Origin of the sequence: Saccharothrix lopnurensis (assembly GCF_042658445.1) — a bacterium.
Classification (GTDB): Bacteria; Actinomycetota; Actinomycetes; order Mycobacteriales; family Pseudonocardiaceae; genus Actinosynnema; species Actinosynnema lopnurensis.
Map to the genome: position 1 here is coordinate 179,400 of NZ_JBHSQO010000002.1, position 18,377 is coordinate 197,776.

General features: G+C 68.4%; 20 protein-coding genes and 1 pseudogene. 10 read left to right on the forward strand and 11 right to left on the reverse strand.

Features of this window, described 5'->3' with window-relative positions; translation table 11 throughout:
* Positions 1–94 precede the first annotated feature (94 nt).
* Positions 95–943 (forward strand): NAD-dependent epimerase/dehydratase family protein, encoded by an 849-nt coding sequence (locus tag ACFP3R_RS02895; RefSeq protein ID WP_380632410.1) that lies wholly within the window; start codon positions 95–97, stop codon positions 941–943.
* Positions 944–947: 4 nt separating this feature from the next.
* Here ACFP3R_RS02895 and ACFP3R_RS02900 read toward each other — a convergent pair whose 3' ends face one another.
* Genes ACFP3R_RS02900 through ACFP3R_RS02910 form a run of 3 tightly spaced genes read right to left on the reverse strand, consistent with a single transcriptional unit; the run spans position 948 to position 2,827 of the window.
* A complete protein-coding gene (locus ACFP3R_RS02900; protein ID WP_380632414.1) occupies positions 948–1,709 on the reverse strand; it encodes a hypothetical protein in 762 nt (253 codons plus the stop codon).
* The gene (locus tag ACFP3R_RS02905) at positions 1,687–2,025 is read right to left on the reverse strand and encodes a hypothetical protein (protein WP_380632415.1); all 339 of its coding nucleotides are present in this window, start codon (positions 2,023–2,025) and stop codon (positions 1,687–1,689) included. Before ACFP3R_RS02905 ends, ACFP3R_RS02900 begins: the two co-directional genes overlap by 23 nt.
* Position 2,026: 1 nt before the next feature.
* Positions 2,027–2,827, reverse strand: a complete 801-nt coding sequence (locus tag ACFP3R_RS02910) for a hypothetical protein (RefSeq protein ID WP_380632418.1) — start codon at positions 2,825–2,827, stop codon at positions 2,027–2,029.
* 295 nt (positions 2,828–3,122) lie between these two features.
* Here ACFP3R_RS02910 and ACFP3R_RS02915 point away from each other — a divergent pair, with 295 nt between their 5' ends.
* A complete protein-coding gene (locus ACFP3R_RS02915; RefSeq protein ID WP_380632854.1) occupies positions 3,123–3,338 on the forward strand; it encodes a hypothetical protein in 216 nt (71 codons plus the stop codon).
* On the opposite strand, the gene ACFP3R_RS02920 is transcribed toward ACFP3R_RS02915, so the two are convergent.
* Positions 3,319–3,477, reverse strand: a complete 159-nt coding sequence (locus ACFP3R_RS02920; protein WP_380632856.1) for a hypothetical protein — start codon at positions 3,475–3,477, stop codon at positions 3,319–3,321. The genes ACFP3R_RS02915 and ACFP3R_RS02920 overlap by 20 nt on opposite strands.
* Positions 3,458–3,626, reverse strand: a pseudogene (locus ACFP3R_RS02925) (ribonuclease Z); the annotation flags it as partial. The pseudogene ACFP3R_RS02925 and the gene ACFP3R_RS02920, both read right to left, overlap by 20 nt.
* Before the next feature lie 17 nt (positions 3,627–3,643).
* Here ACFP3R_RS02925 and ACFP3R_RS02930 point away from each other — a divergent pair.
* From ACFP3R_RS02930 to ACFP3R_RS02940, 3 genes are all read left to right on the forward strand, one after another.
* Complete coding sequence (locus ACFP3R_RS02930) at positions 3,644–4,456, forward strand: serine hydrolase domain-containing protein (RefSeq protein ID WP_380632420.1); 813 nt, start codon at positions 3,644–3,646, stop codon at positions 4,454–4,456.
* A 122-nt stretch (positions 4,457–4,578) separates the two neighbouring features.
* Positions 4,579–6,567 carry a glycosyl hydrolase family 28-related protein gene (locus ACFP3R_RS02935; protein ID WP_380632423.1) on the forward strand — a complete coding sequence of 663 codons (1,989 nt, stop codon included), beginning with the start codon at positions 4,579–4,581 and terminating at the stop codon, positions 6,565–6,567.
* A gap of 98 nt (positions 6,568–6,665) precedes the next feature.
* Positions 6,666–7,838 (forward strand): hypothetical protein, encoded by a 1,173-nt coding sequence (locus ACFP3R_RS02940; RefSeq protein ID WP_380632426.1) that lies wholly within the window; start codon positions 6,666–6,668, stop codon positions 7,836–7,838.
* A 93-nt stretch (positions 7,839–7,931) separates the two neighbouring features.
* On the opposite strand, the gene ACFP3R_RS02945 is transcribed toward ACFP3R_RS02940, so the two are convergent.
* The 3 genes from ACFP3R_RS02945 to ACFP3R_RS02955 form a co-directional block, all read right to left on the reverse strand.
* Positions 7,932–8,330, reverse strand: a complete 399-nt coding sequence (locus ACFP3R_RS02945; protein ID WP_380632429.1) for a hypothetical protein — start codon at positions 8,328–8,330, stop codon at positions 7,932–7,934.
* A gap of 340 nt (positions 8,331–8,670) precedes the next feature.
* Positions 8,671–9,270 carry a PIN domain-containing protein gene (locus tag ACFP3R_RS02950; protein WP_380632432.1) on the reverse strand — a complete coding sequence of 200 codons (600 nt, stop codon included), beginning with the start codon at positions 9,268–9,270 and terminating at the stop codon, positions 8,671–8,673.
* Between the two features lie 89 nt (positions 9,271–9,359).
* Positions 9,360–9,797 (reverse strand): helix-turn-helix domain-containing protein, encoded by a 438-nt coding sequence (locus ACFP3R_RS02955; protein ID WP_380632435.1) that lies wholly within the window; start codon positions 9,795–9,797, stop codon positions 9,360–9,362.
* A gap of 595 nt (positions 9,798–10,392) precedes the next feature.
* Here ACFP3R_RS02955 and ACFP3R_RS02960 point away from each other — a divergent pair.
* The 5 genes from ACFP3R_RS02960 to ACFP3R_RS02980 all read left to right on the forward strand — a co-directional run bounded on the left by ACFP3R_RS02960 (position 10,393) and on the right by ACFP3R_RS02980 (position 15,561).
* Positions 10,393–10,809, forward strand: a complete 417-nt coding sequence (locus tag ACFP3R_RS02960) for a hypothetical protein (RefSeq protein WP_380632438.1) — start codon at positions 10,393–10,395, stop codon at positions 10,807–10,809.
* Entirely contained in the window at positions 10,806–11,447 is a 642-nt protein-coding gene (locus ACFP3R_RS02965; protein ID WP_380632440.1) for a helix-turn-helix domain-containing protein, read from the forward strand. The genes ACFP3R_RS02960 and ACFP3R_RS02965 overlap by 4 nt, the downstream gene beginning before the upstream one ends.
* On the forward strand, positions 11,444–12,094 hold the full coding sequence (locus ACFP3R_RS02970) for a DUF2637 domain-containing protein (RefSeq protein WP_380632442.1): 651 nt from the start codon (positions 11,444–11,446) through the stop codon (positions 12,092–12,094). The genes ACFP3R_RS02965 and ACFP3R_RS02970 overlap by 4 nt, the downstream gene beginning before the upstream one ends.
* 131 nt (positions 12,095–12,225) lie before the next feature.
* A complete protein-coding gene (locus tag ACFP3R_RS02975; protein ID WP_380632445.1) occupies positions 12,226–13,197 on the forward strand; it encodes an AAA family ATPase in 972 nt (323 codons plus the stop codon).
* Positions 13,198–13,218: 21 nt separating this feature from the next.
* Positions 13,219–15,561, forward strand: coding sequence for a S8 family serine peptidase (locus ACFP3R_RS02980; RefSeq protein ID WP_380632448.1), 2,343 nt, complete (start codon positions 13,219–13,221; stop codon positions 15,559–15,561).
* A 355-nt stretch (positions 15,562–15,916) separates the two neighbouring features.
* Here ACFP3R_RS02980 and ACFP3R_RS02985 read toward each other — a convergent pair whose 3' ends face one another.
* From ACFP3R_RS02985 to ACFP3R_RS02995, 3 genes are all read right to left on the reverse strand, one after another.
* Positions 15,917–16,912 (reverse strand): helix-turn-helix domain-containing protein, encoded by a 996-nt coding sequence (locus ACFP3R_RS02985; RefSeq protein ID WP_380632454.1) that lies wholly within the window; start codon positions 16,910–16,912, stop codon positions 15,917–15,919.
* Positions 16,909–17,094 carry a hypothetical protein gene (locus ACFP3R_RS02990; RefSeq protein ID WP_380632457.1) on the reverse strand — a complete coding sequence of 62 codons (186 nt, stop codon included), beginning with the start codon at positions 17,092–17,094 and terminating at the stop codon, positions 16,909–16,911. The genes ACFP3R_RS02985 and ACFP3R_RS02990 overlap by 4 nt, the downstream gene beginning before the upstream one ends.
* A gap of 923 nt (positions 17,095–18,017) precedes the next feature.
* A complete protein-coding gene (locus ACFP3R_RS02995; RefSeq protein WP_380632460.1) occupies positions 18,018–18,248 on the reverse strand; it encodes a hypothetical protein in 231 nt (76 codons plus the stop codon).
* Positions 18,249–18,377: the final 129 nt, after the last annotated feature.

Consider the following 18,377-nt stretch of genomic DNA (forward strand, 5'->3'; position numbering starts at 1 on the left):
AACTCACTCGGGTTGTATCGGTCCCGTTGGTCTCCACCTTTAGGGTCAATTTTTTCCGGATCGCCCGCTCGCCGCCCGGCCGGGCCGTGCTGGGATGTCGACCATGCGCGTGCTGGTCAGCGGGGCCTCGGGGTACATCGGTCGGGTGGTCGTCGCCGAACTGGCGACCGCCGGTCACACCGCCGTCCCCCTGGTGGGTGATGTGCGGACGTGCGGGGCGGTCCGGGACGTGGACGCGGTGGTGCACCTGGCGGGCCTCGGGCGCGTGCGCGAGTCGTTCGAGGACCCGGTGCGGTACTACGACGTGAACGTGGGCGGCACGGTGAACCTGCTGCGGTCCGCGCCGCCGCGCTTCGTGCTGGCCTCCACCGCCGGGGTGTACGGCGCGCCGCCCTCCGGCCCGGTCGCCGAGGACCGGCCGCGGGCGCCGGTCAACCCGTACGCGGCCTCGAAGGCCGCCGCGGAGGACGTGGTCGAGTGGGCCGCTCGGGCGGGGCTGGTGTCGGCGGTGGCGCTGCGGCTGTTCAACGTGGCCGGCGGCGGGGACCGGGACGACACCCGGATCGTCACCCGGGCCTGCGGCGCGGTGGCCGGGCGGCTGCCCGCGGTGGAGGTGTTCGGCGACGGGTCGGCGGTGCGGGACTTCGTGCACGTGCGGGACGTGGCGCGGGCGTTCGTGGCGGCGGTCGAGCGGCCGGTGACGGGGTACGAGGTTCTCAACGTGGGCTCGACGCCCGCGTCCGTGGCCGACGTGCTGGCCTCGGTGGCGCGGGTGACCGGGCGGGAGGTGCCCGTGGTGCGGCGGCCCGCGCACCCCGGCGAGGCGCGCGAGCTGCGCGCGGACACCGGCCGGCTGCGCGCCCTGGGCTGGGCGCCGCGGCACTCGGACCTCGACGACGTGGTGCGCGACCAGTGGGCCGTCGAGGTGTCGGCGGGGACGTGACCGGTCAGGCGTCCGGCTCGTCGTCCCAGGGTATCCAGGCCCGCCACTCGCCGTTCAGCACCTGGGCGTCCAGGTGGGCGTTGACCAGCATGGCGGGGGTCGGCTCCGCCGGGGACGCGGTCTCCGCCGGCTCGGGCTGCTCGGGCTCCGGGTCCGGGTGCGGAGCCGGATCGGGATCCGGATCGGGGTTCGGGTCGGGCTCCGGTTCGGGGTCGGCGCCCGGCTCGGGCTCGGGGTCGGGTTCGGGCTCGGGCTCGGTGTCCGGCTCCGGCTCGGCGTCCGGCGTCTCCGGTGGCTCCTGGTCCTCCGCCCGCGCGGCGACGGCGTCCAGTTCGGCCGCGCGGCGGTGCAGCTCCTCCGCGAGGCGCTCGGTCGCCTCGCGGTGGACGTCCAGCGCGTGCTGCCGCGCGGCGGGGTTGCCGCGGTCCGCCTCCCACAGGTGCCGCAGCTCGTGGACGAAGGTGTTGTGGCCGTCGAGCAGGCGTACGACCTCGTCGTGGGTGTCGACCGCGGCACGCCACTCGCCCAGCACCCGGTCGCGCTCGGCGAGGAAGCCCTTCCCGGCGGCACCCTCCCAGTGCGTCGGCGCGATGGCGCGGACGCGCTGCTCGCCCTCCAGGAACGGCTCGCGCTGCGCGGCCGCCGTCTCGGCCAGGACGCGGACCCACCCCGCGTTGCCCGGCGCGGGCTCGTCGAACTCGCGGACCGCGCGCGGGAGGGGGTCGTCGTCGGCGTGCTCGGGCTCAGGGACCCGCGGCAGGTCCACGGCGCTCACCCACCTCGACGGCGAGCGCGGTCAGGCGGGCGGCGAAGTCCGCGTCCGCGGTGCGGTAGGCCGCGGCCGCGGCCGCCAGCGCGGCGGCGGCCCGGTCGGTGCCGCCGCACAACCGCTCCATCGCGCGCCGCAGGCTGTCCTGGTAGGACGCCACCGCCGGGCGCAGCGGGTCGTCCGGGGCGAGCTGGTCGGTGCCCACCCCGAACCGCCACACCACGTCACCGCGCACGGCGTCGCCCACCGCGAGGAACTTCCGGACCAGGTCGGCCAGCTCGTCCAGGTCGACGGAGAAACCACCGCCCGCCACCTCAGCCCTCCCCCGCACCCCACGCCGCGGCCACCTGACCGGCCGTCCAGTACGTCGTCGCGGTGTCGCCGACCACCGGGTTGAACGCCAGCCCGACGCCGCCCACCCGCGTCAGCCTGCGGATCAGGCCGCGCCCCTCCGCCGAGCGCACGCCCCCGTGGACCGCGCCGGTCCGCTCGCGGAACTCGTCCAGCAGCGCGGGGTGGGTGAACACGCACAGGAACTCGGCGCCCTCGGCCGTCCGCACGGTGGCGAGCCTGCGGCCCTCGACCGGGAAGTGCAGCGTGCGCCGGGGCAGCAGGTCCTCGATCTCGGCGCGGTCGGGCTGGTTGAACCGGATCACCAGGCGCTCCAGCGGGTCGGGGAGCCGGTCCTCGCCCTCGGCGCGGCGGAGCCGGGCCAGCTCCCCGCTCGGCGGCACCGGCGCCCGGCCCACCCGCCAGTGGGCGACCACGAGGGCCGCCTGCTCGACGACCAGCTTGTCCGTCGTGCCCTTGCCGTGGTCGGTCGGCTCGCGCGCGGCCAGCACCGCCAGGCGCTCACCCTGGGTGCGGCACCGGTTCAGCTCGGCGTCACGCGGCGCGTTGAACGCGTAGAGGAGCAGCTTGCGGTCACGCCGCGAGAGCCCGACCCGGGTGACCGCGTCCTCCACCTGCCACCGCACCTTCACCAGCACGTCCAGCGCGTCGTCGTCCGGACCGACGTGCAGCAGGTCACCGAGGTCGGAACCCCGGATGGCGAGCAGCTTCTCGTTCCGGATGCCCAGCCCGTGACGCAGCCATATCTCCCGAAAAACAGCCACCGGACGCTCCCGCGAGAAGAGTGGGATCAAGGAATGAGCGCAGATCCTAGCGAAGGGCATGCCCCTTCGGGCAACCACGTATCCCCAGGTCAGTTACCACGTGGTAGCCGCAGCAGTGCGGTTTGGGCAGAACCGGGGGCGAAATTTCCGAGAAATTTCCAGCCGGTCGAAGAAATTTCCGGGCAATTCTCGAGCCCCCCTCGAATTGCGCGCGAATTTCCTCGGAAAATGCTGGTCCCGGCCGTGTGCGGTCCGCTGGGCTGGAGGGAGGAGCACGTCCCGACAGGAGGAAGCGATGACCACGCCCGACCCCGACACCTGGCCCGCGCTGCTGCACCGGCTCGCCACGAACCGGACCGCCCTGCTGAGCCTGCTGCTCGGCCTCGCCGCCGCGGTGGGGATCGCCACCGGCGCGCTGTGGCTGCTCGGTGACGTGAAGGTGGAGTTCTGGGAGTTCGCCGTCGAGCACCGGGTCGCGCCGACCCTCCTGCTCACCTGCGTTTCGGCATGACCACCCGGTCCAGGTCGGCGGCCACCACCAGCTCGCCGTCGAACACCTCGGCCGCCTCGGCGCGGAACGCCGACCTCGTCCAGCAGCGGCGGTTCGAGGGCGCGGACCGCGGGGCCGCCGATGCCGCTCGCCGCGACACCCGCCGGCAGCACCTGGCGCTGCGCCCCCTCGCCCGGGTCGAACAGGAAGCCCTCGGTGTCCCAGCGCAGCAGGTAGCCGTTAGTGGTTGCGGGTGCGCGTCGGCACCTGGCCGGCGGTGCCCAGGACGACGAGCTCGCGGGGTGACACGTGGCAGAGTCTGCGGCATGGAGAGCTTGCGGGTGGTGTCGTCCTGGCCGGTGAGCACCGCGGCGGCGGCGGTGGTGCGCGCGGACGGGGAGGTGCTCGGCACGCACGGCCCGGTCGACCACCGGTTCCCCCTGGCGTCGGTGACCAAGCCGCTGGCCGCGTACGCGGTGCTGGTGGCGGTGGAGGAGGGCGCGGTCGAGTGGGACCGGCCCGCCGGGCCCGCGACGATCAGGCACCTGGTCGCGCACGCGTCCGGGCTGGCGTTCGACTCCGACGACGTGCTGGCCGCGCCAGGCCGGAGCCGGATCTACTCCAACACCGGGTTCGAGGTGCTGGCGGGCGCGGTGGAGGAGGCGACGGGAATTCCGTTCGCGGAGTACCTGCGCCAGGCGGTGTTCGAGCCGCTGGGCATGACCTCGTCCTCCCTGGACGGCTCGGCGGCCGCCGCCGCCACATCGACGGTGTCGGACCTGGTGCGGTTCGCGGCCGAGGTTCAGGCGCCGAAGCTGGTGTCGGCCGAGCTGGTGGCGGAGGCGACCTCGGTGGTGTTCCCGGGGCTGCGCGGGGTGCTGCCCGGCTTCGGGTCGCAGGAGCACAACGACTGGGGCCTGGGGTTCGAGGTCAAGGCGGACAAGTCGCCGCACTGGACGGGGGCGTCGTGCTCGCCGCGCACGTTCGGGCACTTCGGGCAGAAGGGGACGTTCCTGTGGGTCGACCCGGACCCCGGGGTGGCGTGCGTGGTCCTGACCGACCGGAACTTCAGCCAGTGGGCGGTCGAGGCGTGGCCGCCGTTCAGCGACGGGGTGCTGGCGGAGGTGGCCGGGACCTGAGAGGCGCCCTCTCCCGCAAATAGTCGACAAGAGCACGAAAAAACTTGGCAGAACCTTGTGACGGGGGCCACAGCGCGCCTAAGGTCGGCTCGCCCGCCCGCCGACAGGAACGAGGTCGCCCGATGATGCGGATCGCCCGAGCGAGGTGGGTCGCGGTCGTCGCGGCCGCCACCTGCCTCGGCGTGGCCCCGGCGCCGATCGCCGGAGCCGCGCCCGCGCCCGTCGTCACCCGAGCCGCGCTGGACCCGGCGCTCGTCGCCGGTCGCGGGGCCGACGTGCCGTTCCTGGAGCAGGAGGCGGAGCACGCGCGCACGACCGGCGCCGTCATCGGCCCCGACCGGACCGCCTACACGCTGCCGTCCGAGGCGTCCGGCCGGCGGGCCGTGCGGCTGCTGCCCGGCCAGCACGTCGAGTTCACCCTGCCCGCCGCGGCCAACGCGATCACGGTCCGCTACAGCATCCCGGACGCGGAGACCGGCGGCGGCATCACCGCGCCGCTGGAGGTGACCGTCAACGGCCGCCACCGCCGGACCATGACGCTCACCTCGCAGTACTCCTGGCTCTACAACCAGTACCCGTTCACCAACGACCCGGGCGCCGACCTGCTGCACCCCGACTGGTGGATCACGGAGTGCCAGTGCGTGCCGGCGCAGACCTCGCCCGCGCCGGTCGTCCCGAAGCCGTTCCGGCCGCACCACTTCTACGACGAGCAGCGGCTGCTGCTCGACCGGGCGCACCGGGCGGGCGACGTCGTCCGGCTCACCGCGCCGAGGGGCACCGACGCCGCGTGGACCGTGATCGACCTGCTCGACTCGGAGCTGGTGACCCCGCCGCGGGTGTCGCTGATCGCGGCCAACGTGCTGCTGTTCGGCGCGGACCCGACCGGGCGGCGCGACTCGGCGGACGCGTTCGACCGCGCCATCGCCTTCGCCCGGCGGCACCGGCTGGAGGTCTACGTCCCGCCGGGCACCTTCCAGGTCAACCGGCACGTCGTCGTCGACGACGTGACCATCCAGGGCGCGGGCAGCTGGCACACGATCGTCAAGGGGCGCCAGGTCACCCTGCCCGCGCCGCTGCCCGACGGCTCCGTCCACACCGGGGTCGGCTTCTACGGCAAGCCGGCCGCCGAGGGCGGCAGCCGCAACGTGCACCTGCGCGGGTTCGCCATCGAGGGCGACGTGCGCGAGCGCGTCGACACCGACCAGGTCAACGGCATCGGCGGCGCCCTGTCCGACTCCTCCGTGGACGGCCTGTACATCCACCGCACCAAGGTGGGGCTGTGGCTGGACGGGCCGATGTCGGGTCTCTCGGTCACGAACAACGTGATCGTCGACCAGGTCGCCGACGCGCTGAACTTCCACAGCGGGGTGACCGACTCGGTGGTGCGCGGCAACTTCGTGCGCAACACCGGGGACGACGGCCTGGCCATGTGGTCGCAGCACGCGCAGAACGCGCGCAACCGGTTCGAGCGGAACACCGTGCAGTCGCCCGTGCTCGCCAACGGGGTCGCGCTGTACGGCGGCACGGACAACGCGGTCGAGGGGAACCTCATCGCCGACCCGGTGCGCGAGGGCAGCGGCATCCAGCTCGGGTCCCGGTTCGGCGCGCTGCCGTTCACCGGCCACGTGCGGATCACCGGCAACACCACGGTGCGGGCGGGCACCTTCGAGCTGAACTGGCGGATCGGCCTGGGCGCCATCTGGTTCTACGCCCTGGAGCGGGACCTCGACGCGGAGGTCCGCGTGGTCGGCAACCACTTCCTGGACAACACCTACAACGCGATCATGCTGGTCAGCGAGTGGTCGGTGAAGGACCTGCACTCGATCACGAACGTGCACTTCGCGGACACCAGGGTCGACGGCACGGGCACGTCGGTGGTCAGCGCCCGCGCCGCCGGCTGGGCGACGTTCGAGGGCGTGACCGCCCGCAACACGGGCGCGGTGCCGGTGAACAACTGCGGCTCGTTCGGCTTCCCCGCGTCGGGCTCGGAGTTCTCGCTGACCGACCTCGGCGGCAACGGCGACTGGCTCGCGCCCTGGCTGCTGCCGAACACGATCACCTGCGACGACCGGCCGCAGGTGGTGCCGCCGCCACCGCCGTCGGCCTGGTGAGGGGCGGGTCCGGGGTCAGGGCGTCACGACGGCGTGGCCCCGGGACACCCGGGCGACGAGGAACTTCGACCCGACGGGCGACCCCTAGACTGCGCGGGATGAGTTGGGTGACCGTTCGCCAGTTCCGCTGGACGACCCGGACCGGCGCGGACGACTACCCGCGCGTCGAGGAGGTCCACCCGCTCAGCGGGCGCAAGAGGCTGCCGGTGAACGTGGCCGAGGTCGTCCACGTCAACGCCGTGGCCCCGGCCGGTTCGGCGCGGGTCAGGTTCGACACGCGGCTCGACGAGCTCCGGCTGCTGGCGAACTACCTGGGCGTGCGGCCCGGTCGGCCCGTGACGCTGCGCCAGGACGGGTTCCGGGCGAGTTCGCCGCACGTCCGGCGGTTCGTCAGCGAGTCGTTCGGCCTGGGCATGCTCACCGCCGCGGTCCAGGCGGCCTACGAGTGGAACGACGGCGACCCGGCCGACTTCAGCGCGCTGCCGATGACGCTCGCCGCGTCGTCGGCCAAGCGGGGCGTGCGGCCGGACCTGCTGTTCCAGGCGCCGGGCCTGCTGCTCGCGGGCGAGGCCCGGGGTCGGTCCGGCAAGCCGCCGGGGTCGACGAGGCTGCCGCGCGAGCGCCTGGACCGGCTGCTGCCGTGGGCGCACGTGCACCGCCACCCGCTGGTCATGACGTGGGCCTACCTTGACGGCGACGGCGTGGTGGTCGACTTCTTCGCCCCGGCGGACGGGGTCGAGTGGCTGAGCGGCGCCATCGGCGTCCCGGACCCGGCCGCGGCGCTGCGCCTGCCGCGGGCGGAGCAGGTGGCGCTGCGCGAGGTGGACCCGGCGCCGGCGCAGCAGGAGCTGTTCCCCCGGCCGCGGCCGGACCAGCTGTCGCCGTTGAGCCTGTTCGAGGTCGGCACGGGCGCGCTGGGGGCGGTCGAGGAGCAGCTGTTCGACACCGCCCCGCCGGCGCCGGTGACCCTGGCCGGGCGGACCGCGCGCGGCCGGTGGGCGCCGGTGGACCCGGTCACCGGCGCCCGCGGCTCGGTGCTGCTGGCCGTCCTGGACGAACCGCTGCCGCCCGCCGAGGCGGCGGAGGTGGCCCGCAGGTGGCCGCGCGCGGCGGCCGGCGGTGGTGCGGCCGGCGGGCTCGGCGACGACGTGGAAGACGGCGCGGACGACCGCTTCGCGGCCGGCGACCTGTCGGTGACCGTCCACGGCCGGACCGTCGTGGCCCTGACCCCCACCCGCGACGGCCAGCCGTGGGACGTGCTGGCCGACTGACGCCGGCCGTCGCAGGGGATTTCGCCGCTACCGGGGCGCCGGTGCTCCGCCGGCGGTCCCCGCTCCCCGGTCCCCCGCTCCCCGGTCCCCGGCTCAGCGCCCGGCGGCCTCCGGTGAGTCGGCGCACCGGGCCCCGACGGGCAGGCCGGCGTACTCGTCCCCGACGAAGTAGACGGCGCTGGACCACAGGTCGCCGCTGTCCTCGTCGGCGTCGTCGACCTGGAGCCAGACGTCGTTGGTGATGCCAGCGTCCGTCACCGGCTCGCCGTGCACCCAGCACTCGACCTTCCTGCGCTGGCCCGCCACCAGCGAACCCACCTTCCCGCAAGCTGACGAAGGACAGGTCCGGATGTTCACTTCGTGCCAGGTCGTGACGGTGTAGAGCGCGCCCCACGTGCCGACCTCGGCCTGAGCCGTCGCCGTCGTGGTGCTGCCCACCACCACCGCCGCGGCCACCAGCGCCACGACGGCGGTCGGTTTGACGATCCCCATGTGTCCTCCCGGTGATCAGGGTTGATCACCGGTTGTACGTCGCGGACCACCCCCGACGTTGCCTCGCGACCGCTCGGCGGTCCGCTTCACCGGCGGCGGAGGTCGAGCAGCCTCAAGCCGAGGCCGGCGGGACGGCCGGTTCCCGACTTCCCACGAACCCGTCCCGGAGAGCCGCTACCCGTGTCACGCGGATACCCGACCACCGCTGCGGGGACCGCAGCCGACCACACGACCGTCAGCGGCCGGCAGTCGGGTTCCCTGGTCCCAGGGCTTCACGGCGTATGACGCACCACACGGTGAGCGGGCTCCCGGTCGCCTGTACTCCACAGCCGCGCATGACTCACGCCTTGAGCGCACTGGCGCGATCTTCAGCGCCGCCGGGAAGTGACAACTGTCCCTGGTGGGCCCGTACCCGCTCGGCGAAGCGAGGACAGCCCGCGTCCACGAGCTTGCCCGCCAAGTCGGCGCGACCGCTTGTGCGGACCCAGTGCACAGTCTGCTCGCGGGTTACCTGTCGCACGAGGTGTGGCGCGCTGTCGTCGACCAACATGAAGAATTCGTCAGGTTTGTAGACCTCATAGGGCTTTGCGTCCGCATCGTGTCCTACAGTGAAAAAACCGTTGTCGCTGGTCAAGATGAGGTCTGCCTGACAAGCTACAGCCGCAGCGTGCACGTGCCGATCGTCACCATCACCACCGAAGAACGAGTCGTCGATGGTGAAGTCGTCGACCCGGCCACCCTCGAAGGTCTTTGCGATCAGGTCTCGCATGGAGGTGATCCGCGCTCCGGGCCAGTCCGGATGCCTCCGACGGAGGTGGTAAATCGCCTCAGCGAGCACGTCTTCGGTCCAGTAGACCGTGTAGATCTCTTCGGTCGACCGGATTTGCAACAGCGCAAGCCAGTCCCGCAGGGTGCGGGAGTACAGCACGTTCGCGTCCACGAACACCCTCGTCGAGGCCATCGCAAAAGATTAGCCGTCGACTCATCCCTGCTCATCAATGGCCGGGCCGACAGCGGGCAGGATGGGTTTCAGTGGTCTTCCAACGCCCGCAGTTCGTTGAATGCGGCCAGTTGGCGCTGCCGGCGCGCATCCCGCTCTCGCAGCACGTCAACCGTCCGCAAACGGGTGTGCGTGCCGACCTTGTGCGAGGGAATCTCACCAGCGTTGATCTTGCGCATCAAGGTGGGACGCGACACGCCCAGCAACTTGGCGGCCGCAGTGGTCGTCAGCTCTTCCGGCATCGCGTTGACCGTGACCGCATGACCCCGGGCCACAGCGTGAACGACCTGAGCGATGAGCGCTGACAGTTCATCAGGCACCGGAACCTCAGTACCTTGCCCGTCGGCCACAGCGGTGAAGCGCGCACCACCAGGGGGGAGCTGCCTCATCAGCGCTTGCGCCTGCCGCTGGTCCCGCGCATCCGCCAACAGGACATCACGATCAGCCGTAGCCACCACCGTCGACACCGTCATCACTCCCTCAGCAGGCCACTTACAGCTACAACCGATCAGGCGTTCACTTGTATGTGCAACCTGCGTCCATGACACCACGCCTGTCGCATCGACGCAACCACGAAGCAGGTACACCGCACCACAAGATCACCCGTTGGCGCCGCGAGGCACCGCCGAAGCACAGGGCGGCTCCGCAGAACCCCGAACCGTCTTCGACCACCGGTGTCCGGGACGGTGAGACCCTCGCCCTCGGCCCGACCGACACGGGAACCTCGGCGCCGCCTGACGCGCGAGGCGGTGGTCCAGGCGGTCGAGCGAGGACGAGAAGCGGGTGCGGCCGCCTTTCCAGGTGGTGCGACCACAGGTACCCCGGAGACGACTCAGCGGGCTTGTCCTGTCGGACAAGCCCGCTGGTGAACACTGCGCGCTCGGCAGGATTCGAACCTGCAACCTTCTGATCCGTAGAGGCGAGAAGGTCGGCCCGTACGGTCCACTTGGTCCGTTCGCGCTGGTGAGCGTCCGTTAGGCAGTCCAGGTCAGGGCCTCCGATCCCGCCCCGTCCAAGCAGTCCGTGAGACGGCTGTGAGACGGGTGCGACGGAGGCCAACCGATGTCGACACCCACCCAGTCCCCTATCCGCACGCCCGACGACATTCCCCACCAGCCGCTGTGTGACCTGGTCGAGCGCTGGTCGTCGGCACGGCTCCGCGCCGTCCTGGCCACCCACGCCGAAGGCAACACTCCGACCACCGACGATCTGTTCGCCGAGCTGGCCTACGGCACCCGCATCGCCCAGGAAGCCGTCTCCGGCCGTTGGTGCGCAGTCGCCGACCTGTTGCGGACACGCAACGCTCCCCCATGGCCCGAGATCGGTGCCGCAATGGCGATGACATGCCTCGAAGCCAAGATCGGCTTCCACGAGTGGGTCGACCGCCAGATGCGCCTCCGCACCACCACCGGCACCCTCGGCCTCACGGAGGCCGAAGCGACCGCCCTCCACCTCCTCGCCGAGAAGGTGTCCTGGTGAGCATCGAAGCGATCGGCTGGGCGCTCAACGACGCACCGATCCCCCGCGACCGCGGGGACGCCGCCAGCCTGGCGGCCGTGCTGATCGGCCTGGCGAACCACGCCGACCCGAACGGCCGGCACGCCTTCCCCAGCATCGAGAAGCTGATCCACTACACGCGCCTATCCGAGCGCACCGTCCGCTCGGCGCTACGCAGCCTCCAGGCCATCAACCTGATCCGCCCCTCGGATCCGGCCGTGATCGCCGCGCACATCAAGAGGGCAGACCGCAGGCCGAACGGCTACGACCTGACCCTTCGCCCCTTCACCGAGCCTGCGGACAGCCACCACCACGGCCTGCGAGCATTGCCGCCCGTTGACCAGCACGAGGGGCAAATAACGCGGCTACGACCGGCAAGGAACGGCTTCACAAGGGGCAGCACTCGCCCCCGAACCGTCCTTAACCCTCCAGAGAACCGTCCTTCACGCGAGCCCGCGCCCGAGGCGCGCTCGCCCAGGCCGCCCTGCGGCGAATGCGACGCCCGCGACTCCGACCCGATCTCCGCCCGCGTCATCTGGCTGGACGAAGACCGAACCCGATCGGTCCTCTGCGCCCGCTGCCACCCACGAGCCACCGGAGCCGGGGAGGCAGCCCAGTGACCGCGTCCGCCCCGGAACTCGTCACCCAGATCCGACAGGCCCTCGAAACGGCGCGAGCCGCAGGCGAACCACCACCGGGCCGCCCCACGCTGGTACGCCTCACCGGCGCCACCGATCACGCGGTCCGCAAGGCCCTGGCGGAGCTGGCGACGGAGGTCACCAGCCCTGGCGACACCTCTACGCTACCCCCACCAGCCACCGCACCAGCACGAACCACGGACGGCCGCCTGGTGGCCTGGGCCGGCTTCGTCTTCGGCTCGGTTATGTCGATCGCCGCCAATGTCCTCCACACCTGGCTGCCAGCCGAACACCACCCCGCCAGCTGGTCACCAGGACTGGCACCCCAGATCGGAGCCGCAGTCTGGCCGATCGGCCTTCTGCTCTCCGTAGAAGTCCTCTCCCGCATCCACTGGCCAAAGGGCTGGCAATGGACCCTCGCCCGCTTCGGCGGCACCGGCACCGTGGCCCTCGGCTCAGCCGTCATCTCCTACGGCCACCTCCGAGACCTCCTACTGGCGTGGCACTACGGCCCTCTAGCAGCGGCTGTTGGCCCGCTCGTCCTCGACGGCCTCATGGTCATCTCAGGCTTTGCTCTCCTAGCGATGAGTCGCACCACCTATACCTCGGTCAGCGCCAACGTTGGGTGATGCCTGCAACAGTCCACGTGCTGGCTGTTCACAGCAATGGAGCCAGCCGTGTTGATCTATCGAGGGCCTCGCTGGTGACGAGCCGATGAGACGCTGGGTCTAACTGACGTCTACGCCCTAGCATCATGCTCATGGCCGGCAGACACCTGAAGACGCTGTTCCGAGCGTTTCACACCCGCGACGAGCTTGCGTTCCGCCGCGCGGCCCTCGAGATCATCGAGGAGGAGCAGGCCAAGCAACATCACGCCCTGGCACGAGACCTCCAGAAGCTGTTGGCAGTCGGCGGTGCAGTCGACACGAGCAGTACCGTCATACTTCCCGAACCTCCGAAAGACCGCGAGGGAGAATGGCCGCTGGCCGAGGTACGGGCACCCGACAGATTGATCGAGGATCTGGTACTTGCACCCGAGCTAGCGAACACACTTAGCGAACTGACCGAAGAAGTTCGCCGCTGGCCGGACCTGGATGCCGCAGGCATCCCGAGGAGGCAAAAAATGCTTCTCCAAGGCCCGGCCGGTTGCGGCAAAACTACTGCCGCAGAAGCAATTGCAACCGAATTGGGTCGACCACTGCTACTGGTCCGGCTAGATGCAGTTGTATCGTCGTATCTCGGTGAAACAGCAAGCAATCTTCGAAGGGTCCTAGACTACGCCAACCAGGCTCAATTCGTCGTCCTCTTCGATGAGTTTGACTCACTTGGCCGATCCCGCGAAGACAGCAGTGAACACGGCGAAATGAAAAGAGTAGTGACTGCATTCTTGCAGATGATCGATACATACAAGGGGCCAAGCCTGATCCTTGCCGCCACAAATCACCCTGGCCTGCTCGACTCTGCTCTCTGGCGACGTTTCGACGAAGTCCTCAACTTCAGGCTTCCAACGGTACATGAAGTCCGTCGACTTCTACGACTTCGTCTCAGGTCAGTACCACACCGTGGCGTGGACATCGATAAAACCGCAAGCGCCCTCAAAGGTCTCCCACACGCAGCTACCGAGAAGCTCGCCGCCGATGCCCGCCGCATGGCCCTGCTACGTGGTCACACTGAGGTGCTGCCGAGCGATATGACCGATGCCGTGGCCGCTGTGACCTCAAGGCCCTGGTAGTCGTGTTGGAGGGAGCGTTCGATGCCAAGCCACCTGCTTCTGCCTGATCCTCATCTTGTCAGCTCTCGACGTGCGGCCAGCGGCAGAGGCACTCCTATATCAAGGAACCGAGCTGAGCACGGCGCTCATCTCCAAGCCGAACTTCAGCGCGTCGTAGCCGCTCCTCGCCGCCTTGATGCTGGCGTCGACCCGAACTTCGTCTTCAAAATCCGAGCTGCTGGTAGACCGCAAGAGTCCATGCTTGAAGGACGAAACCTACAGGTTTTGGGCGAGACCGCAGACTACACCTACTTCGTACTGAGTGACGATGGCACCACTGGGCTCGCTACCGCATTGTCTGACTATGCCAGCAACGGCGCACTGAATTCACTAGTCGACCTTATCGATGACATCGAGCCATACGGCGCAGAAGATCGCCGCGGACCAGGACTCGAATCACCTCCACCGGGTCGCTTTTTGGTTGACATCACAATATGGCCTTCGCGTAACCGTGCGCAAGCCGAAAGTCGCGCCACTATGATCGACGCTATTTTGGATCGCACCAATGGACAGGTACAACTCCGATCACTCAGTCCACGCAGGAACATAATTCGCGCACTGGTAGATGTCAATACACTTGAAGATCTCCTGGAAACAAGTGTGGTCGAACAGGTTCGCACCCCTCCGGTGCCCTTTCTCGACTTTCGCGACTGGCGTACATTGTCGGCTTCAGAGATCACTAGAGAACAAGTTGATTCTGCCCCCGTAGGCGTCCTTGACGATGCTCCCGCTATAACACACCCACTTCTAGAGGGCGTGGTCAAGTCTGTCGATCCGATCGGCCCTAATGATTATCCATGGCAGCAACCTGGCGATCACGGCAGCGAAGTTGTAGGGCGTGTCCTATTGCCCAACCTCCACGAACAACTGAGAGACGGCACGACCATCACGGCACATGGCACCGTGCATGTTGCACGGATCCTGGAACCCGACCCAGGCGACCCGAATGGCGCACCGAGGTTCGCCACGAGTGCCTTTCCGCATGAACTTGTCGAGCAAGGCATTCGACATCTTCATACCACATACGGTGTCAAAGTTTTCAACCTGTCAATCGGCTACAGTGAGCCGTACTCGGACATTCACCTAGGAGCACTTACCGAGACTATCGACGATCTAATCCGCGAACTAAAGATCGTTGTTGTGGTTCCGACAGGCAACGTAGGCGCTCAAGCTTTCACAGCTTTGACTCCAAGTGACCATCATGCAGCCGACGACTACCCCGTCTACCTAGACACACCAGAACATCGTCTTGCCGAACCTGCGCCAGCAGCACTCGCAATCACCGTCGGATCTTTGGCATTGAGCGAAGGCGTAGCCGAGATCGGGAACCGACTAGGCTGGCGAGCAATAGCCAGCATAGACCAGATTTCACCTTTCAGCCGAGTCGGGCCAGGAATTGGGACCAGCACCAAGAGGCGTAACAAGCCGGATTTGATTCACTATGGCGGCAACCTTGCGGTCAACGATTCTGGTCACGTTGTTTTCAACGACATGGGTGCCAGCATTGTAAGTACGGCAATTAACCCGACGACCGGCCAGCTATTCAAGGCGTGCAATGGAACCAGTTATGCAGCACCCGCTGTAGCGAGAGTAGCTGCCGACATCGCACATGCCTATCCGGATGCGTCAGCAAACCTTGTCCGGGCACTACTCGCGGGAAGCGCGGAACTGCCACAATCGGCCACCCGGGTACGCGAAGAGAATAAGGCTCATTCTTACTACGGCCACGGCAAGCCCAGCTCATACCGAGCAGTAAACAGCGAAGCCCGCCGAGCGACGATGACATACGACGGAGAAATGCCTATCGACACCGTCCAGATCCACCCCGTCCCTATACCAGAAGTATTCAGGCGAGGCAGTGGCAGTCAGCGGACGATAACGGTCACATTGGCATTCGATCCACCTGTACGGCGACAGCGTCGAGAGTACGTTGCTGCATCGATGCAAGTCGACCTATACCGCAACATTGAGATAGATGAACTTCAGCGAACACTGCGCCGTCAGCCCTCTACGAATGCACTCGAACTGATTCGCGGACGAAGGCATCCGAAGCTAGTTCCAGGTCCCGATTCGGTGACGAGCAGTACACTGCAAGTTCGCAGATGGACTGCAACGAATTCGTTCATTAACGACGACGAAGTATTCTACGTGGCAGTCACTCATCGCGCAGCAACCTGGGCCAGAGGGAGCGCCGACTACACCATCCAGTCGTACGCGCTTACTGTGACCCTAGAGGATCAGAACCTCGTCAGAGCAGATTTGCACCAGCTATTGACTCAACAAGTCCGCGTACCCGCAAGAGTTAGAATTCGATCGCTTCCCTAGAGTTCGCGAAGGTGTCTCTGGTGCCTGCGAAGAGAATAGGTTCGCTGGAAGGGGATCAAGCCAGGACCGACGGTTCTGACGGCCTGGACAGTCAGGCTTGACCTCGGCGCTCCGCGACACACTCCGCCGCCAATGTCGGGGTGTCCACCGCCGAGGCGCTGGCGCTGCTTCTCCGGCACCGCGCATCACGAAGTGGCCGGTCTCGGCCCGGAAGACTTCCCCAGAGCCATGCGCTCCTACACTTCCGCCCTGCCTGCGGCGGTCGCCAGTATCGCCGACGTGGCCGACCTCGTCGCCACTTGTGATGCCTCGCGCCGGTGAGTACGGCGCGAGGCATCACGTTGTCCGGCTCGTGCTACGCCCCAGCCGACGCTGAGAGCCAGGTATGAGACTCAGGGAGCAACTGTTCCGCGTTGTCGGCCAGAGCCTTGGCCCTGGCACGGACCGACGATCGGAGCAGCCAGCGCACCTGCTCCTGATCCAATTGCTCGTCGGAGTGCGTGATCCACGGAACGGGCTCGGCACCCGCCGCGAGGGAAATCATCCGGACAATTTCGGTCTGGCTATGAAGCCGCTCAGACTGGTTCTCGTCGGCCTCGTACAGGACTGCGTAGTCGCGGGCGGGCCCGGGCGAGCCCAAAGCCCTCAGGGTGGTCCAAAGGTGCATCACCTGCGCAACCTGCTCCTCTGCCAGCCCGGCTGCCTTGATCACGGCTTCGACTTGTTCCGGCTTGGTCGGCAGCCTCCCGCGGCGCAGCAGCGAGTAGAGCTGACTGCGGGGGACGCCCGCTTCGGCGGCCAACCTTGGAACGCTCGCGCCCGACCGTGCCTGGATTGTGCGCAACAGCTCGATGAACTCGTTCTCGGTCCGCGCGCACACCTCCTCGGGGGCGAGTGTGAGGGGAGAGCTCCGGGGCGTGCTCGCCCGGCGCGGTCGCACCCCCACCGGTGGGTCCGACCGTGGTGCCGAGGTGGCCGGGGGCTCCGACTGCCCCGACCGCTTCCCTGCTCGCTCGGCCGGGGCGGTCAACGGCGTGCTGGCCTGCCGGATTGCCCTGTCCGTCATCGCGCTCTGCGACGCTTCCTGTTGGCCGACCACGTCGCGCAGATGCCGCCAGGCGACTTCCCATCCAGCCCGCACATGCCGACGCTGGTCGATGGTGCTGTCTAGGGTGAACAGCTGCGCCGCGTATGTCGGCCACGGCAGCAGCACGCGCTGGTCGAATGCCCGCATGAGTTCCGGCGGTAGCATGGCCTGATTCAAGGAGAAGACCCGGCCGACCTGCTGGTGGAACGCGTGCAGCAGGTCAGTCCCGCCCTTGGAGTGCGCGGCTGGCGCCGAAGGCCTCATGCTCGGCCGACCAGCGCCTCGACGGCCCGCCAGGACCGCCTTCCCATGGCACCCGGATCGATCCGGATCGCGACCGCGATCACAATCACCACGCCGCCGAGCATCTGCAACACCGTCATCGGCGCGAACCCGCCGATCAACGCCCAGCCGGTGAACAGCACCGCGATCAGCACGAGCGCCACATCGGATCCGCCGACAGCCGTTCGTGTGGTCCGGCACCCGGTGCGGGGCGCGCGAGCGTCGGCGGGGGAACAGAAGTCCTGCATTAGGGAGTCTCTTCTCGGGTATGGCCGGATCGCCGCCGACACCGAGGTCGACGGCGGTCCGGTTGTTGGCTCAGCCCGGGACTACGGGGTAGTTCCGGTAGTGCGATCCCGAGAGCAGCAGCGCCAACTACGACTCCCAGGATGTGCGGCACGCGACGATGAGCACCCGCGGACCACGCCGTTCCCCCAACCTGCGAAGCAGAGAGGGGAGATTACGGATCGGGCAACACTATCGGACGACCCCTGACGAACACGTGTTCCTGCTCACCGGAACCGTCCTGAACAGGGCTGATGGCTTGTCGTCCAAAATCGTCCACCAGGTAAAGTGACGCAGGTCACATAAGTGGTACGCGGAACGTGCGCTGTGCGGTTAACGTACACAACGTCGAACCGACGGCCCCGAATGTAGCGGGGCGGAACCTCTTGGGTGTTTGTCGCTGTGGCTCAGCCTGGGCATCAAGGGTTCCCCAGACGGCCTCCTGCGCCAACAGGGGGCCGTCGTCATTTACATGCCCGAGCGCGACATCACGGAACGGGATGACCTGACTCGTCGGAGCCCCACTTCTGCTCCGGTGTACGTCGTAGCTGCCACCTGACCGGCGTTACCCGCAAGGATGTGCGATCAGCGGGCACGGCCGTCAGTACGACGATCGGGTTGACACGCAGCACTGGATGTCCAGGCCGGACCTGTGCGGCAGGCGCTGAAGAGCGCACCGGCATCACCTGACCGCGAATCGCGTCTGCGAGCTCACCGGTCGGAGTCGCGGCTACACGGCGTCCGCCGCCTGGCTCAACCGCGAGCGTGCCGACCTCGACCGCCGGGCCCCACGTAGACGTGATCAGTCTCGAAGTCGGTAGGCGGTCTGGCCGGAACTCACGCTGACCACCCGATTATCGCGGATCCGGTAGGCGGTCTGACCAGAACTCACGTCGACCATCCGATCGTCGCGGATCCGGTACGCGGTCTGACCAGAACTCACGTCGACCACTCGGTTGTCGCGAACCCGGTAAGCAGTTCGGCCGGAACTGACCTCGACCAAGCGCCAGCCATCCCAAGGTTCAGTGCTCACGCGAGGGAGTATGACAGCGGGCACCGACAGAACAGCATCTCCCGGAACCGTTACCAACCACTGCAACTCCGGCCCCGCGAGCCCGCCGCCGTGGTCGTGCGGCACGTCCCGAGCCCGTTACGTCGTGGG

Excerpts from the sequence above, each read along its gene's own strand:
- ACFP3R_RS02945 (WP_380632429.1), bottom strand. The coding sequence starts at position 8,330 with ATGGGGATCGTCAAACCGACCGCCGTCGTGGCGCTGGTGGCCGCGGCG.
- ACFP3R_RS02985 (WP_380632454.1), bottom strand. The coding sequence starts at position 16,912 with ATGAGGCCTTCGGCGCCAGCCGCGCACTCCAAGGGCGGGACTGACCTG.
- ACFP3R_RS02895 (WP_380632410.1), top strand. The coding sequence starts at position 95 with ATGTCGACCATGCGCGTGCTGGTCAGCGGGGCCTCGGGGTACATCGGT.
- ACFP3R_RS02960 (WP_380632438.1), top strand. The coding sequence starts at position 10,393 with ATGTCGACACCCACCCAGTCCCCTATCCGCACGCCCGACGACATTCCC.
- ACFP3R_RS02975 (WP_380632445.1), top strand. The coding sequence starts at position 12,226 with ATGGCCGGCAGACACCTGAAGACGCTGTTCCGAGCGTTTCACACCCGC.
- ACFP3R_RS02980 (WP_380632448.1), top strand. The coding sequence starts at position 13,219 with ATGCCAAGCCACCTGCTTCTGCCTGATCCTCATCTTGTCAGCTCTCGA.
- ACFP3R_RS02935 (WP_380632423.1), top strand. The coding sequence starts at position 4,579 with ATGATGCGGATCGCCCGAGCGAGGTGGGTCGCGGTCGTCGCGGCCGCC.
- ACFP3R_RS02940 (WP_380632426.1), top strand. The coding sequence starts at position 6,666 with ATGAGTTGGGTGACCGTTCGCCAGTTCCGCTGGACGACCCGGACCGGC.
- ACFP3R_RS02930 (WP_380632420.1), top strand. The coding sequence starts at position 3,644 with ATGGAGAGCTTGCGGGTGGTGTCGTCCTGGCCGGTGAGCACCGCGGCG.
- ACFP3R_RS02915 (WP_380632854.1), top strand. The coding sequence starts at position 3,123 with ATGACCACGCCCGACCCCGACACCTGGCCCGCGCTGCTGCACCGGCTC.